Source organism: uncultured Microbacterium sp. (assembly GCF_963521645.1).
Classification (GTDB): Bacteria; Actinomycetota; Actinomycetes; order Actinomycetales; family Microbacteriaceae; genus Microbacterium.
In genome coordinates, this window is sequence record NZ_CAUQVQ010000020.1 from 25,660 (window position 1) to 40,958 (window position 15,299).

General features: G+C 68.0%; 14 protein-coding genes. 4 read left to right on the forward strand and 10 right to left on the reverse strand.

Annotation, left to right across the window (positions count from 1 at the left end):
- The 10 genes from RWO82_RS06980 to RWO82_RS07025 form a co-directional block, all read right to left on the reverse strand.
- The gene (locus RWO82_RS06980; protein ID WP_314425086.1) at positions 1-858 is read right to left on the reverse strand and encodes a PfkB family carbohydrate kinase; all 858 of its coding nucleotides are present in this window, start codon (positions 856-858) and stop codon (positions 1-3) included.
- A 26-nt stretch (positions 859-884) separates the two neighbouring features.
- Complete coding sequence (locus RWO82_RS06985; protein ID WP_314425088.1) at positions 885-1,988, reverse strand: polysaccharide deacetylase family protein; 1,104 nt, start codon at positions 1,986-1,988, stop codon at positions 885-887.
- A 2-nt stretch (positions 1,989-1,990) separates the two neighbouring features.
- Positions 1,991-3,106 carry an adenosine deaminase gene (locus tag RWO82_RS06990; protein ID WP_314425090.1) on the reverse strand — a complete coding sequence of 372 codons (1,116 nt, stop codon included), beginning with the start codon at positions 3,104-3,106 and terminating at the stop codon, positions 1,991-1,993.
- A 51-nt stretch (positions 3,107-3,157) separates the two neighbouring features.
- Complete coding sequence (locus RWO82_RS06995; protein WP_314425091.1) at positions 3,158-4,450, reverse strand: thymidine phosphorylase; 1,293 nt, start codon at positions 4,448-4,450, stop codon at positions 3,158-3,160.
- Entirely contained in the window at positions 4,447-4,845 is a 399-nt protein-coding gene (locus tag RWO82_RS07000; protein WP_042536471.1) for a cytidine deaminase, read from the reverse strand. The genes RWO82_RS06995 and RWO82_RS07000 overlap by 4 nt, the downstream gene beginning before the upstream one ends.
- 7 nt (positions 4,846-4,852) lie before the next feature.
- A complete protein-coding gene (locus RWO82_RS07005; RefSeq protein ID WP_314425094.1) occupies positions 4,853-6,139 on the reverse strand; it encodes an ABC transporter permease in 1,287 nt (428 codons plus the stop codon).
- Positions 6,136-7,452, reverse strand: a complete 1,317-nt coding sequence (locus RWO82_RS07010; protein WP_314425096.1) for an ABC transporter permease — start codon at positions 7,450-7,452, stop codon at positions 6,136-6,138. The genes RWO82_RS07005 and RWO82_RS07010 overlap by 4 nt, the downstream gene beginning before the upstream one ends.
- Complete coding sequence (locus RWO82_RS07015; RefSeq protein WP_314425098.1) at positions 7,449-8,963, reverse strand: ABC transporter ATP-binding protein; 1,515 nt, start codon at positions 8,961-8,963, stop codon at positions 7,449-7,451. The genes RWO82_RS07010 and RWO82_RS07015 overlap by 4 nt, the downstream gene beginning before the upstream one ends.
- 161 nt (positions 8,964-9,124) lie before the next feature.
- On the reverse strand, positions 9,125-10,237 hold the full coding sequence (locus tag RWO82_RS07020; protein ID WP_314425100.1) for a BMP family ABC transporter substrate-binding protein: 1,113 nt from the start codon (positions 10,235-10,237) through the stop codon (positions 9,125-9,127).
- Between the two features lie 147 nt (positions 10,238-10,384).
- A complete protein-coding gene (locus RWO82_RS07025; protein ID WP_314425102.1) occupies positions 10,385-11,500 on the reverse strand; it encodes a mannose-1-phosphate guanylyltransferase in 1,116 nt (371 codons plus the stop codon).
- A gap of 179 nt (positions 11,501-11,679) precedes the next feature.
- Between RWO82_RS07025 and sdhC the strand changes: the two genes are divergently transcribed.
- The 4 genes from sdhC to RWO82_RS07045 are packed head-to-tail and all read left to right on the forward strand — an operon-like array spanning position 11,680 to position 15,173.
- The gene (gene sdhC, locus RWO82_RS07030; RefSeq protein ID WP_201470271.1) at positions 11,680-12,114 is read left to right on the forward strand and encodes a succinate dehydrogenase, cytochrome b556 subunit; all 435 of its coding nucleotides are present in this window, start codon (positions 11,680-11,682) and stop codon (positions 12,112-12,114) included.
- Positions 12,114-12,557, forward strand: coding sequence for a succinate dehydrogenase hydrophobic membrane anchor subunit (locus RWO82_RS07035; protein ID WP_314425105.1), 444 nt, complete (start codon positions 12,114-12,116; stop codon positions 12,555-12,557). The genes sdhC and RWO82_RS07035 overlap by 1 nt, the downstream gene beginning before the upstream one ends.
- A 19-nt stretch (positions 12,558-12,576) precedes the next feature.
- Positions 12,577-14,403, forward strand: a complete 1,827-nt coding sequence (gene sdhA / locus RWO82_RS07040) for a succinate dehydrogenase flavoprotein subunit (RefSeq protein ID WP_314425106.1) — start codon at positions 12,577-12,579, stop codon at positions 14,401-14,403.
- A gap of 2 nt (positions 14,404-14,405) precedes the next feature.
- Positions 14,406-15,173, forward strand: coding sequence for a succinate dehydrogenase iron-sulfur subunit (locus RWO82_RS07045; RefSeq protein WP_314425108.1), 768 nt, complete (start codon positions 14,406-14,408; stop codon positions 15,171-15,173).
- Positions 15,174-15,299 lie beyond the last annotated feature (126 nt).

The following is a 15,299-nucleotide window of genomic DNA, read 5'->3' on the forward strand; positions in this document are numbered from 1 at the left end:
TCAGCCGAGCACCGCGTCGAGAAGGGGATGCAGGTGCCTGCTGCGCAGCACCCCGGATGCCGCGCGGGCACCGGCCCGGAGCGCCGCATCGACGTCGGCGCCGTCGAGTCGCGCGTCGAGGACACCCGCGAAGAACGCGTCGCCCGCCCCGTTGGTGTCGACGACCTCGACAGGCACTGCCGACACCCGATGCTCGCGATGCTCGCCGTCGACGGCCACCGCGCCCTCTGCGCCGAGTGTGCAGACGGCGAGCGATGCGCCCGCCGTCACGCGGGAGTGCAGGAAGGCGACGGGGTCGGGCAACCGGTCCGCATTGCAGAAGATCGCGTCTGCGGCGTCGAGGAACGGCCTGTGGTAGTCGGCATCGCCGTCGTAGTCGTGCACGTCGACCCAGATCGGCCGTCCCGTCGACCGCGCCTGAGGAAGCAGCCGCAGGGGCTCGGCCGCGAGATCGAGCACGAGTGCGTCGGCGCGGCTCATGTCCGCGAGCAGTCGGGCGTCGTCGCGCCCGTCCGTGGCGCGCGGCGACGACAGGTACAACGAGACCCGAGCACCTGCGCGGGTCATCAGATTCAGGTGGCGCTCGGTGACATCGCCCGTCCCCCACAGCGTGTCGACGCCCGCAGCCGCGAGAGCTGCGCGCACCCGCTCCCCCGGCTCGTCATGCGCGCTCAGCGCATGCAGACGCGTCGATCGCCCCAGGCCGGTGAGGCTCAGTGCCTTGCCCGCGCTGGTGCCGCCGACCGTCTCCCAGCTGTCTTCGGCGAACTGCATGTGCGGCACTGGCTCGGGCAGCCGATCGAGCACGACGAGCGAGTTCCACGATGCCGGGCCGGCGATCACGACGGATGCAGTCATACGATCATTCTGCCGCCACCCGGTGCTCAGCCGATGCGCTTGATCAGCGCGTCGAGTCCCATGCCGTAGTCGATGCGCACCACCGGGAGCGCGAGCTTGTCGGTGCCGATCGAGACCGTGCCGGGCTCGATCGTGCGTGCCATCTCGAATCCCGCCTGGGCGACGCCCTGCTTCGCCGTGTCGTTGTAGTGCCCGTACGGATACGCGATCACCTCGCGCACCCCCAGGATCTCGGCCGAGGTGTTCAGGTCTGCCGCGATCTCGTCGGCCGACCAGTTCACCATCCGCCCCTTGCCGTTCTCGCCGGCCTGGTGCATGTCGTGCGTGTGCGAGCGCCGCAGCACGTACTCCGAGGGTGCGGGGTCCTGACGCGCCGAAGTGATCATGAACGACGTCGACAGCAGGCCGAGGCGGTCGATCACGGGCACCGCCAGATCGAACCATGTCTGGTCGGCGTCGTCGTCGGTGATGATGACCGAGTGGGCGGGCAGGAAGAGCCGGCCGTCGATGAACGCGCTGAGCTCGTCCCACGTCGGCAGATAGAAGCCCGTCGTCGCGATGTGCTCCATCTGCGCGTCGAAGTCGCCGATGTAGGCGTAGTTGCCGCGCAGCCAGCCGGACTCCCCCTCGGGATCCGACGTGAACTGGTGATACATGAGGATCGGGATCTGCGCGTTCTCCGCGACGTTCTCCTCGGGCGTCTTCCACGCGGCGTACAGCTCGATCCGCTGGTCGACGCAGACGACCGGGTCTGCCCCGTTGACGCGGTTCGCGACCGTGTACGCGGCGGCATCGGCTGCTGAGGAGTACCAGCCCGCGAAGACCTGGCCGGGGCGCTCCAGGATCGGCAGCCCCCTGTAGAGCGCGTCCTGGCGTTGGAGCATCGGATCGACAGGCGCGCCCTCGCCGACGAACGTCACGGCGCACGCGAGCGGATCGCCGGTCTCCGCGATCAGTCTCTGCACCGGTGTCAGCGGTCGTGCGAGGACCCCCGATCCCGCTCTCGGCGTCGGCGCCTCTGCCGGGCGGTTCGCCCACGCCACGGAAGCCGCGGTTCCTCCTGCGAGCACGACGGCCGCGATGATTCCGATCGCGAGACCGGCTCGGCGTCGCTTCCCCCCGGATGCCATCGTCAGACGTCGAAGCCCTCGGCGATCATCTCGACGAGTTCTTCCCGCTCCTCGACGGGGAGGAAAGCGGCGGCAGCGGCGTTGAACTGGAAGGTCTCGAGGTCGTCGAGGTCGTACTCGAAAGCCTCGATGAGAAGCGCGAGCTCTCGCGTCAGCGAGGTCGCGCTCATGGTGCGGTTGTCGACGTTGACCGTCACGGCGAAGCCGAGCTGATAGAGCAGATCGAACGGGTGGTCGGCGAGCGTGTTGCCCCACGCGGCGATCGCGCCCGTCTGCAGGTTCGACGAGGGCGAGAGCTCGAGGGGGATCTCACGGTCCCGCACCCAGCGGGCGAGGTCGCCGAACTTCACCTGCACCTCGTCGCCCTCCTGCGTGATGACCTGCAGGTCCTCGGCGATGCGCACACCGTGCCCGAGACGGAGCGCACGCCCGTCGATGAGCGCCGAGCGGATCGAGTCGAGACCGGCAGCCTCGCCGGCATGCACCGTGACGGGGAAGAAGCTGGCTGCGAGGTGATCGAACGCAGCGCGGTGGTCCGACGCGGGGAAGCCGTCCTCGGGACCCGCGATGTCGAAGCCCACGACGCCGCGTTCGCGGAAGCTCACCGCCAGCTCTGCGATCTCGCGCGACCGGTCGGTGTGGCGCATCGCGGTGATCAGCTGGCCGACGCGGATGCTGTGGCCGGCGCGATCCGCCGCATCCTCGCCCTCCTCGATCCCCTGCTGCACGGCCTCGACCGTCTGCTCGAGGGTGAGTCCGCGGCTCAGGTGCTGCTCGGGCGCCCAGCGCACCTCGCCGTAGATCACGCCGTCCTTCGCGAGGTCCTGGACGAACTCGCGGGCGACGCGCACCAGTCCTTCCCTCGTCTGCATCACGGCGGTGGTGAGGTCGAAGGTCTTGAGGTACTCCACGAGAGAACCGGAGTCGCTCTTCTTCGCGATCCAGCTGCCGAGTGCACGGGGCTTCGACTCGGGAACCTCGAGTCCGATCGCATCCGCCAGCTCGATGATCGTCGACGGACGCACGGCGCCGTCCAGGTGGTCGTGCAGAGACACCTTGGGCAGCCTGCGCAGGGATGCTCCCTGGATGGTGACATCACCGTTCGCGTCGATCGACATCGGATTCCTCTCGGTCGCGGAGTAGCTCAGTCCAGGCTAGCGGTCAGCGGATCACGCGGTGATGCGCTCCCGCACGATCGGCCCTGCGGCGGGAGCCTCCTCGCCGATCGCCCACGAGCCCTCCAGCGCCTCGAGCGCACGGGGGAACCGAGCCTCATCAGCCGCGGAGAGCGTGAACAGCGGCTGGCCGGCCACGACCCGGTCGCCCGGCTTCGCGTGCAGATCGATGCCCGCCTCGAAGACCACAGGGTCCTCCGCCCGCGCGCGCCCGGCACCCAGGCGCCAGGCCGCGATACCGAAGGGCAGAGCATCCATCTGCGAGACCACGCCGTCGGAGGGGGCCGTGACCACGTGGGTCTCCCGAGCCGTCGGCAGGGGCGCGTCGGGGTCGCCGTCCTGCGCGCGGATCATCGCCTTCCAGCCGTCCATCGCGCGTCCGTCGTCGAGAGCGGCCTCGACGTCGGCATCCGGCTGTCCTGCGAGCGCGAGCATCTCACGGGCCAGGGCGATCGTCAGCTCCCGCACATCCGACGGGCCGCCGCCCGCGAGGATCTCGACGGACTCGCGGACCTCGTTGGCGTTGCCGATCGCGCGCCCCAGGGGCACGTTCATGTCGGTGAGCAGCGCGGTCGTGGCGACGCCAGAGTCGGTGCCGAGGGCGACCATGGTGCGGGCGAGCTCCCGGGCGCGGTCGATGTCCTGCATGAAGGCCCCGGACCCGAACTTCACGTCGAGCACGAGCGCGTCGGTGCCTTCGGCGATCTTCTTCGACATGATGCTCGAGGCGATCAGCGGGATCGCCTCGACCGTTCCCGTGACATCGCGGAGCGCGTAGAGCTTCTTGTCGGCGGGAGCGAGACCGGAGCCCGCGGCGCAGATGACCGCGCCCACGTCGCCCTGCATCTGCGCGAACATCTCGTCGTTGCTCAGCGCGGCGCGCCACCCGGGGATCGATTCGAGCTTGTCGAGAGTTCCGCCGGTGTGGCCCAGGCCGCGCCCCGAGAGCTGCGGCACCGCGACGCCGAAGACGGCGACGAGCGGAGCGAGCGGGAGGGTGATCTTGTCGCCCACGCCGCCCGTCGAGTGCTTGTCGACGGTCTTCTTGCCGAGAGTCGCGAAACTCATCCGCTCTCCCGATGCGATCATCGCGTCGGTGAGCACCCGGATCTCGTCACGCTCCATGCCGCGCTGGAAGATCGCCATCGCGAACGACGCCATCTGCGCATCCGACACGTAACCGCGGGTGTAGGCGTCGACCATCCAGCGCAGCGCCTTCTCCGGCACCGCGCCTCCGTCGCGCTTGGCACGGATCACATCGACGGCGTCGAAGGGCTCAACGCTCATCGGGCGTCCTCCAGGTCTCGGGGGCCGAAGGCATCCGGCAGTACTTCGTCGATGGTCCGGATGCCGGAGACGGTCTCCAGCAGCATGCCCGGCATCGCGTGTTCGTAGAGCAGCTGACGGCAGCGTCCACACGGCATGATCGTCTGCCCGTCGTTGTTGACGCACACGAAGGCGACGAGCTGGCCGCCGCCCGACATGTGCAGGTCGCCGACGAGGGCGCACTCGGCGCACAGCGTCACGCCGTACGACGCGTTCTCGACGTTGCAGCCCGCGACGATGCGACCGTCGCCCACGAGGGCCGCCGCACCCACGCGGTAGCGGGAGTACGGGGCGTAGGCCTTGGTCATGGCGTCGGTGGCGACCTGACGCAGCTCGTCCCAGTCGATGTCGGTCATGTCTCTCCTAGGACTTGATGTACGGCTTGCCGCTCGCCGCAGGACCGCGGATCTGACCGGCGAAACCGGCCACCGCGAGAAGCGTGACGACGTACGGGAGCATCAGCATGAACTCGCCGGGAATCGGCGTCTTGAGGATCGACAGCAGGTTCTGCAGGTTCGTCGCGAACCCGAACAGCAGCGCTGCGAGCGTGGCGCGGATCGGATCCCAGCGGCCGAAGATCACGGCGGCGAGGGCGATGAAGCCCAGACCCGCCGTCATGTCCTTGCCGAACTGCGGCACCGACACCAGCGTGAAGTACGCCCCGCCCACACCGGCGATGGCACCCGCGAGCAGCACGTTCCAGAAGCGCGTCGAGTTGACCTTGATGCCCACCGTGTCGGCGGCCTGCGGGTGCTCGCCGACGGCGCGGACGCGGAGTCCCCACTTGGTGCGGTAGAGGCCCCAGGCGACGATCGCGACGGTGATGAACATCAGATAGACGATGAAGGTCTGATTGAACAGCACCGGCCCGATGATCGGGATGTCGCTCAGCAGCGGGATCTCGATGCGGCTGAAGCGCACGGGGGTGTTGAGCTCGGCCTCGTTCGGCGCGAGCAGAGCGCCGTAGAGGAAGCCGGTGAGACCGCTGACCAGCACGTTGAGCACCACGCCCACGATGACCTGCTCGACGAGGTACTTGATGGCGAAGGCCGCCAGCACCGCGGCGACGAGCACGCCGCCGAGCATCGCGCCCAGCAGTCCGATGAACGGGCTGCCCGTCACGCTCGACAGCAGCGCGGCCGCGAACGCGCCCAGCAGCAGCTGACCCTCGATCGCGACGTTCACGACGCCCGCCCGCTCTCCGATCACGCCGCCGAGAGCACCGAACACGAGCGGGACCGAGAGGGAGACGGCGCCGAAGAGCAGGCTGCTGACGGGGACGAGTCCTCCGGCGCCCGCCCACACCAGGAAGCCGAACACCGCGAGCACGCTGAAGGCGATCACGAGCCAGATGGAGGGCTTGCGGTACGACCACGCGCGTAGGAACGCGAGAACGGACAGCGCCGCGAGGACGGCGATGACGACCCAGCTGGTCGGTCCGGTCGGCAGCGCCACGTCGGGCAGCGCGAACGGCGAGGACGGATCGTTGAGTCGGAAGCTGCTCGTGCCGGTGCGGGGCACCAGCAGGAACAGGATCGCCAGCAGCACGGTGGCGGCGGCGAGGACGATGGGAGCCTTCAGGTGCCGCTCGCGCACGGTGGCGAGCTGCACGGTTCCGTCGGCGGCTTCGCTCTGGACGAGGGAGGTCATGCGGTCACCGCCTTCTTCGCGGCCTTGGCTCTCGCCTTGGCAGCCTTCTCCGCATCGGTCTTGGGCAGGAAGAACACCGCGCGCAGCAGCGGCGGCGCGGCGATGAACAGCACGACGAGCGACTGCACGACGAGCACGATGTCGACAGGGATGTCCTGCGCCTGCATCGAGAACGAACCCGCCTTCAGCGCGCCGAACAGGATGCCCGCGGCGAAGGTGCCCCAGGCGCGGCTGCGGCCGAGCAGGGCCACGGTGATGGCGTCGAAGCCGATCCCCGCGTCGATCGTCTCGGTGATGCCTGTCGTGACGGCGCCCTGGACCTGGTTCATGCCCGCGAGACCCGCGAGGGCTCCGGCGAGCAGCATGGCGTAGACGTAGACGCGCTGCACGCTGATTCCCGCCGCGCGCGCGGCGTGCGGGTTCTCGCCGACGGCGCGCATCCGCATTCCGAGCGAGGACCGCTCGATGAGCCACCACACGAACAGGGTCGCGACGATGACGATCACGAATCCGAGGTCGAGCAGCGGGAACTGCGGTCCGAGGAGCGAGGGGAACTGCGCGCTCTCGGGCGTGGCATAGCCGAGGGCCTGGTTCGTGCCGGGCTTCTGCAGCAGCCCCGGGGTGCGGATCATCCACAGGAGCAGGTAGTACGCCACGTAGTTGAGCATGATCGTGAGGATGACCTCGTGGGCGCCCGTTCGTGCCTTGAGAAGACCGGCGATCGCGCCCCACAGCGCACCGCCGGCGATGCCGGCGATCAGCGTCACGGGGATGTGCAGCCAGAACGGCAGGTCGAGCTGGAACGTGAGCAGCCCCGCGGCGGCGACGCCGATCAGCATCTGACCGCGTGCACCGATGTTGAACAGGCCGACGCGGAACGCGAGGGCCACGCCGAGACCGGCCGCGATCAACGGAGCCGCGAAGCCCAGGGTGTTGGTGAGCGGGCGGATCTGCGCCGCGAAGTCCGCACCGCGTGCGTTGAAGATCGCGCCGCGGAAGAGCGCCTCGTAGCCGTTGTAGACGGCGTTCCAGATCGCGGCGAACGTGTCGCTCGGACGCTGGAAGAAGTAGCCGGACGCCTCGAGCACGTCCTCGTTCGTGAAGGCGATCAGGATGCCGCCGACCACCAGCGCCAGGAAGATCGCGAGCGTCGTCGTGACGGCGCTGCCGCGGAGCATGTCCTTGAGGATCACATTGCCGCGCGGCGGCGGCGGGACGTCGCCCGAGTCGCGCAGCGTCGTCGTCGTGTTCACGGAGAGCCGGTCGGCGGACCCTTCGCCCGCTGCTCCGCTCCCCTGCGTCGTACCGCTCATGCGGCCACCTCTCCCTCGGCGGCGCCCGCCATCATCAGTCCCAGCGTCTCGCGCGGGGTGTCGCCGGGAACGATCCCGACGATGGTGCCTCGGTACATCACCGCGATGCGGTCGGCGAGAGCCGCGACCTCGTCGAGCTCCGTCGAGACGACGACCACGGGGATGCCCGCGTCGCGGGTCTCGATGATCCGCTTGTGGATGAACTCGATCGAGCCGACGTCGACTCCGCGGGTCGGCTGAGCAGCCACCAGCAGCTTGAGCTCGCGACTCATCTCGCGGGCGATCACGACCTTCTGCTGGTTTCCTCCCGACAGCGTGCCCGCCGGCGTGTGCGGCCCCTGCGTGCGGATGTCGTACTCGCTGATGCGCGCACGGGCGAAGTCCTCGAGCGCGGATCGACGGATCGTCGCGCCGCGGCTGAACTCGGGGTCGTCCGTGCGGTCCAGGATCAGGTTCTCCGCGACCGAGAATCCGGCGACGAGGCCGTCCTCGGTGCGATCCTCGGGGACGAACCCGACGCCTGCGTCGAGGATCCCCCGGACGCTCTTCCCGACCAGCTCGGTGCCGCCGAGGGTGATCGACCCCTCGACCCTCGCCGCAAGACCCACGATGGCCTCGACGAGCTCGGTCTGCCCGTTGCCCTGCACGCCCGCGACCGCGAGCACCTCGCCGGGGCGCACGGAGAAGTCGACATCGTCCACGACGATCGCGCCGCCGGCCGTGAGCACGCGGAGCCCCTTGACTTCGAGGCCTCCCTCGCCGAGGCGCGGAGCGTCCTTGTGCACAGTGAGCTCGACGGCACGACCCACCATGAGCGACGCCAGCTCGGCGTTCGTGGCGGTGGGCGACGCCTCGCCGACGATACGGCCGAGGCGCACGATCGTGATGGTGTCGGCGACCTCGCGCACCTCGCGCAGTTTGTGCGTGATGAAGACGATCGCCGTGCCCTCGTCGCGGAGCTGGCGCATGATGCCCATCAGCTCATCGGTCTCCTGCGGGGTGAGCACGGCCGTGGGCTCGTCGAAGACCAGGACCTTCGCGTCGCGTGAGAGCGCCTTGATGATCTCGACCCGCTGCTGCACGCCGACCGGCAGGTCGCCGACGATCGCATCCGGGTCGATGTCGAAGCCGAAGCGGGCGGCGACGGCGCGGACGTGCTCACGCGCCTTCGAGATGTCGAGGGTGCCCAGGCCCTTGGTCTGCTCGTGGCCGAGCATGACGTTCTCCGCCACCGTGAACACGGGGACGAGCATGAAGTGCTGGTGCACCATTCCGATGCCGGCGTTCATCGCGTCGCCGGGACCGCGGAAGCGCTGGACGACGTCGTCCAGCAGGATCTCGCCCTCGTCCGCCTGATACAGCCCGTACAGGACGTTCATCAGAGTGGACTTGCCTGCACCGTTCTCACCGAGCAGCGCATGGATCTGCCCCGGTTCGACGACCAGGTCGATGTGATCGTTGGCCACCAGGGTTCCGAACCGCTTGGTGATACCGCGAAGTTCGAGCTTCATATCTGCACCTTATCCAGAAGTGTCATCCAGAAGAGTCCGAAGGACCTCCGGCGCTTCGCACGGGGATCGCCCGGATGCGCCGCGAACAGTCGTCATCGTCCGCCCACGGCACGGGGCGAGTGGCCGATTGCGCCACTCGCCCCGCCATGGATGTGAACCGCTTACGGGGAGTTCTCGGAATCCACCGTGATGTCGCCCGCGATGATCTGCTCCTGCAGTGCGGCGATCTCGTCGAGCAGGCCGTCGGGCAGGTCGCCCTCGAAGGCACCGAAGCCCGAGAGCTTGACGCCCTCGTTCTCGAGCGTGCCGATGTAGGGAGCCGGGTCGAAGTCGCCCTCGGACGCGGCGATGGTCGCGTCCTCGACGGCGACGTCGATGGCCTTCATGATCGAGAAGAGGGTGACGTCCGCCACGCTCTCATCGGCCACGGCCAGGTCGCTGTCGACGCCGACCAGCAGCGTGTCCTTGCCGCTGTCGGCGATGGCCGCCGCAGCGCTCTGGTAGATCGGTCCGCCGACGGGGAGGATCACGTCGACACCCTGGTCGAGAACGCCCTGGGCGGTCTGCTTGGCGGTGTCGTTCGCGTCGAAGCCGCCCGTGAAGGAGCCCTTCTGCGTGGCGGCGTCCCAGCCGAAGACCTCGACGGCCGCCGACTTGTCCTCGTTGTACTTCTCGACGCCGAGCTGGAAGCCGTCCATGAACACGGCGACCGACGGGATCTGCATTCCGCCGAAGGTGCCGACCTTGTTCACGCCCGACGCGGCGGACCAGCCGGCCGCGGCGTAGCCGCCGAGGTAGGCGGCCTGAGCCGTGTCGAAGACGAGGGGCTTGATGTTCGGGGCATCGGTGGTGCCGTCGAAGTCGTTGTCGGCGTAGTCGTCGATGATCGCGTAGTCGATCTCGGGGTTCGCGAGGGCGGACTCGACCGTGGCGGCCGAGAGCTTGAAGCCGACCGAGACGATGAGAGAGCAGCCCTCGGAGACGGCGGTCTCGAGGTTCGGGGCGTAGTCGTTGTCGTTGGCCGACTCGAACTCGAGGGGCTTCACGCCGAGGGTGTCCGCGGCGCGGTCCATGCCCTCCTTGGCGGACTGGTTGAACGACTTGTCGTTCCAGCCGCCGGCATCGGAGATGAGGCAGGGAAGGAAGTCGGATGCGGCGTCGCCGCCGTCCGTGCCGCCCGACTCGGTCGGGGCCTGGCCGCAGCCGGCGAGCGCGAAGACGACTCCGGCGGCGATGGTCGCGCCGAGCAGCTTCTTGGTGGTGGAGATGGTCAACTCATGCCTCCTCAACGAACCCGCGGCCCTCGCGGATCGCTCAAAGTTACCCAGTGTTTCGGTTTTTCTGCATGCCGCGACGCCACACGCCACGCAATGGTTACAAAGCTGAAATCCAACCAGCCGATGAGCACGGACCTCTGCTCATCAGAGCACGTCGCCGCGCCCCGTCAGCTTGAGCGACTCCACGACGCCCTTCACGCGCTGCGCGTGCTCGACGGTCGTCACGAGCAGCGCATCGGGGGTGTCGACCACCACGATGTCCTTCACGCCCACCAGGCTGATCACTCGCGATGTCTGGCTCACGAGGATCCCGCTCGCCGCATCGCTGAGGACTCGGGCCTTCGGGCCGAGCACGGCGAGGTCGTTCTTGCGTCCGTTGTTGATCAGCTTGGTGAGCGAGGCGAAGTCCCCCACGTCGTCCCAGTCGAAGTGCCCGGGGACGACCGCGAGGCGTCCGCGACGAGCGGCCGGCTCCGCCACGGCGTAGTCGATCGCGATCTTCTTGAGCCCGGGCCAGATGCGGTCGACCGCGGGACCACGCCGCTCCCGGTCGTCCCATGCCTCCGCGAGCTCGATGAGTCCCGCGTGCAGGGCGGGCTCGTTCGCCGCCAGCTCGTCGAGCAGCACACTCGCCTTCGCGATGAACATGCCCGCGTTCCAGAGGTAGTCGCGACTCGCGAGGTATGCGGTGGCGGTCTCCAGGTCGGGCTTCTCGACGAAGCTCTCCACCAGCGCGGCCTCGCGGGCGCCCTCCACCACGAGCTCGGGGCCCTTCTTGATGTACCCGAACCCGACCGCCGGCTCCGTCGGCGAGATCCCGATCGTGCAGATGTAGCCCTCGCGGGCCACCTCGACCGCGTCGCGCACCGCGAACTCGAAGACCCTCGCGCTGCGGATCACGTGGTCGGCGCTGAACGAGCCGATGATGACGTCGGGATCGCGACGGTGCAGGATCGCCGCCGCGAGACCGATCGCCGCCGCCGATTCGCGCGGCTCGGACTCGAGGAACACATTGTGATCCGGTATTCCGGGAAGCTCGGCCTCGACGGCCGCGCGGTGGGCGCGACCGGTGACGACGGCGATGCGATCAGCGCCCGCGAGCGGCTCCAGCCTGTCCCAGGTGTCGCGCAGCAGCGAATGGCCCGATCCTGTGAGATCGTGCAGGAACTTCGGGGCGTCCGCACGCGAGAGTGGCCAGAGTCTGCTGCCGATTCCGCCGGCGGGGATGACTGCGTAGAAGTCCTGGATCGGTTGGTTCACCCAGCCAGGCTATCTGCATCCGACTTCTCGACATCGAGATACTTAGGCTCCCCTTCGTCGCCACTGCCAGTTCACGGGAATAGGATGGACAGCGATCGGCCGTGCCTGACGTCCAACGGGTTCACGCTTGGATGACGCGACGCACGCGACCGAGTCACATCGATCCAGGGAGGACGACCGTGTCCACAAGCGCTCGCTTGACACCGTCGATTTCGGAAACCACTTCCAAGACACCGCGCGGCACCCTCTACCGGGGTCGCGAAGGCATGTGGTCGTGGGTGCTTCACCGCATCACCGGAGTCGCCATCTTCTTCTTCCTGTTGGTGCATGTGCTCGACACTGCACTCATCAGGGTGTCGCCCGAGGCCTACAACGCCGTGATCGGCACCTACAAGAACCCGGTGATGGCCATCGGCGAGGTCGTGCTGGTCGCCGGCATCGTGTTCCACGCCATGAACGGCCTGCGCATCATCGCGGTCGACTTCTGGTCCAAGGGCGCGAAGTACCAGCGTCAGCTCTTCTGGGGCGTGCTGCTCGTGTGGGGCATCATCATGGCGGGCTTCGTGCCGCGCCACCTGATGCTCGCGTTCGCCGGCTTCGGAGGAGGACACTGATGACCGCTCAGACCGTCTCCGCCCCCACCCGCGCTCGTCGCGGAGTCAACCTCGAGAAGTGGGGCTGGCTGTTCATGCGCGGCTCCGGCGTCGTGCTCGTGGTGCTCATCTTCGGACACCTGTTCATCAACCTGATGGTCGGCGAGGGCATCCACGCCCTGGACTTCGCGTTCATCGCGGGCAAGTTCGCCACGCCGTTCTGGCAGTGGTGGGACGTCATCATGCTGTGGCTGGCGCTGATCCACGGCGCCAACGGCATGCGCACGATCGTGAACGACTACGTCACGAACACCACCGCGCGCAAGGCGCTCATCTGGGCGCTCGGTCTCGCCGCGGCTCTGCTCATCCTGCTCGGCACACTGGTCGTCTTCACGTTCGACCCGTGCCTGGGCGTGACCGAGTCGAGCACGCTGTGGGATTCCTGCCAGGCGCTGGGCCAGTAGAAGAGAAGGCAAACGAGAAGTGACTACCGAGACCCAGGATTCCGTCGTGCGCGACGGTGTTCACTACCACCAGTTCGACATCGTCATCGTGGGCGCCGGAGGCGCCGGCATGCGTGCGGCGATCGAGGCCGGCCCCGGCGCGAGGACCGCGGTGATCTCCAAGCTGTATCCGACGCGCTCCCACACCGGAGCCGCGCAGGGAGGCATGGCTGCCGCCCTCGCGAACGTCGAGGAGGACAGCTGGGAGTGGCACACCTTCGACACGGTCAAGGGTGGCGACTACCTCGTCGATCAGGATGCCGCGGAGATCCTCGCCAAGGAGGCCATCGACGCGGTCATCGACCTCGAGAACATGGGGCTCCCGTTCAACCGCACGCCCGAGGGGAAGATCGACCAGCGTCGATTCGGCGGTCACACCGCCGAGCACGGCAAGACGCCCGTCCGCCGCGCCTGCTACGCCGCCGACCGCACGGGCCACATGATCCTGCAGACGCTCTTCCAGAACTGCGTCAAGCTCGGCATCAACTTCTTCAACGAGTTCTACGTGCTCGACCTGCTGACGGTGAAGGACGCCGACGGCAAGACCCAGGTCGCCGGCGTCGTCGCGTACGACCTGTCCACGGGCGAGCTGCACGTCTTCCAGGCCAAGGCCGTGATTTTCGCGACCGGCGGCTTCGGCAAGATCTTCAAGACGACCTCCAACGCGCACACCCTCACCGGTGACGGCGTCGGCATCGTCTGGCGCAAGGGCCTCCCCCTCGAGGACCTCGAGTTCTTCCAGTTCCACCCGACCGGCCTCGCGGGCCTCGGCATCCTCCTCACCGAGGGCGCGCGAGGAGAAGGCGCGATCCTGCGCAACGCCTCGGGCGAGCGCTTCATGGAGCGCTACGCGCCGACCATCAAGGACCTCGCGCCACGCGACATCGTCGCTCGCTGCATGGTGCAGGAGGTGGCCGAGGGCCGGGGAGCCGGCCCGCACAAGGACTACGTTCTCCTGGACTGCACCCACCTCGGTGCCGAGGTGCTCGAGACGAAGCTGCCGGATATCACCGAGTTCGCTCGGACGTATCTCGGCGTCGACCCGGTCGTCGAGCCCGTGCCGGTGATGCCCACCGCGCACTATGCGATGGGCGGCATCCCGACCAACAACAACGGCGAGGTCCTCGCCGACAACGACACCGTGGTCCCCGGCCTGTACGCCGCCGGCGAGTGCGCGTGCGTCTCGGTGCACGGCGCGAACCGTCTCGGCACCAACTCGCTGCTCGACATCAACGTGTTCGGCAAGCGTTCCGGACGCAACGCGGTCGAGTACGTCAAGACCGCCGAGTTCGTTCCCCTCCCCGAGAACCCCGCGGCGTTCGTCTCGGACATGCTCGAGGGGCTGCGCAACAACCAGGGCACCGAGCGCATCGCCGTGCTCCGCAAGGAGCTGCAGGACGAGATGGACAAGGGCGCGCAGGTGTTCCGCACGCACGACTCGCTCGAGCACGTGCTGGGAGTGATCGCCGGACTCCGCGAGCGGTACCGGAACGTGCATGTCGACGACAAGGGCAAGCGCTTCAACACCGATCTGCTCGAGGCCGTCGAGCTGGGTTTCCTGCTCGACATCGCCGAGGTCGTCGTCTACGCCGCGCAGAACCGCGAGGAGAGCCGCGGCGGACACATGCGCGACGACTTCCCGACGCGCGACGACGAGAAGTACATGAAGCACACGATGGCGTACCTCACGGGCGACCCGCACTCCTCCACCCCGAGCGACCACATCAAGCTCGACTGGAAGCCCGTCGTGTTCACCAAGAACGATCAGGGCGAATTGAACTACCCGCCGATGGAGAGGAAGTACTGAGCATGTCGAACGCCATCGCCGAGGCTCCCGCCGACACGACCGAAGAGGCTGCGATCCAGTCCTTCATCGTCACGTTCAACATCCGACGATTCGACCCCGAGGTCGACGCCGAGCCGCACTGGGTCGACTACGACGTGGAGCTGTACTCGACGGACCGCGTGCTCGACGCCCTGCACAAGATCAAGTGGGAGGTCGACGGCTCGCTCACGTTCCGCCGCTCGTGCGCCCACGGCATCTGCGGGTCCGACGCGATGCGCATCAACGGTCGCAATCGCCTCGCGTGCAAGACGCTGATCAAGGATCTCGACATCTCGAAGCCGATCTACGTCGAGGCCATCAAGGGCCTGCCGCTCGAGAAGGATCTCGTCGTCGACATGGAGCCGTTCTTCGCCTCCTACCGCGAGGTGCAGCCGTTCCTCGTCGCGAACTCGGTCCCCGAGAAGGGCAAGGAGCGCACGCAGTCGATCGCAGACCGCGAGATCTTCGACGACACCACCAAGTGCATCCTGTGCGCCGCGTGCACCTCGTCGTGCCCCGTGTTCTGGACCGACGGCCAGTACTTCGGACCGGCGGCGATCGTGAACGCGCACCGCTTCATCTTCGACTCCCGCGACGACAACGCCGATGTGCGTCTCGACATCCTGAACGACAAGGAAGGCGTGTGGCGCTGCCGCACCACCTTCAACTGCTCCGAGGCGTGCCCCCGCGGCATCGAGGTCACGAAGGCGATCGCCGAGGTCAAGCAGGCCGTGCTGCGCGGCCGTCCCTGACCAGACGACGTCGACGCAGAAGGGCGGGGCGGGCCCCGCCGGCCCCCCCGCAGGCCGCGGGGGTGTTGGGTAGTGACGGGCTCGGATAAAAAAAAACACCCCCCCACACCCAACCAACAAACCAGG

Excerpts from the sequence above, each read along its gene's own strand:
- RWO82_RS06990 (WP_314425090.1), bottom strand. The coding sequence starts at position 3,106 with ATGTCGATCGACGCGAACGGTGATGTCACCATCCAGGGAGCATCCCTG.
- RWO82_RS07015 (WP_314425098.1), bottom strand. The coding sequence starts at position 8,963 with ATGAAGCTCGAACTTCGCGGTATCACCAAGCGGTTCGGAACCCTGGTG.
- RWO82_RS07005 (WP_314425094.1), bottom strand. The coding sequence starts at position 6,139 with ATGACCTCCCTCGTCCAGAGCGAAGCCGCCGACGGAACCGTGCAGCTC.
- RWO82_RS07000 (WP_042536471.1), bottom strand. The coding sequence starts at position 4,845 with ATGACCGACATCGACTGGGACGAGCTGCGTCAGGTCGCCACCGACGCC.
- RWO82_RS06980 (WP_314425086.1), bottom strand. The coding sequence starts at position 858 with ATGACTGCATCCGTCGTGATCGCCGGCCCGGCATCGTGGAACTCGCTC.
- RWO82_RS07010 (WP_314425096.1), bottom strand. The coding sequence starts at position 7,452 with ATGAGCGGTACGACGCAGGGGAGCGGAGCAGCGGGCGAAGGGTCCGCC.
- RWO82_RS06985 (WP_314425088.1), bottom strand. The coding sequence starts at position 1,988 with ATGGCATCCGGGGGGAAGCGACGCCGAGCCGGTCTCGCGATCGGAATC.
- RWO82_RS07035 (WP_314425105.1), top strand. The coding sequence starts at position 12,114 with ATGACCGCTCAGACCGTCTCCGCCCCCACCCGCGCTCGTCGCGGAGTC.
- RWO82_RS07045 (WP_314425108.1), top strand. The coding sequence starts at position 14,406 with ATGTCGAACGCCATCGCCGAGGCTCCCGCCGACACGACCGAAGAGGCT.
- RWO82_RS06995 (WP_314425091.1), bottom strand. The coding sequence starts at position 4,450 with ATGAGCGTTGAGCCCTTCGACGCCGTCGATGTGATCCGTGCCAAGCGC.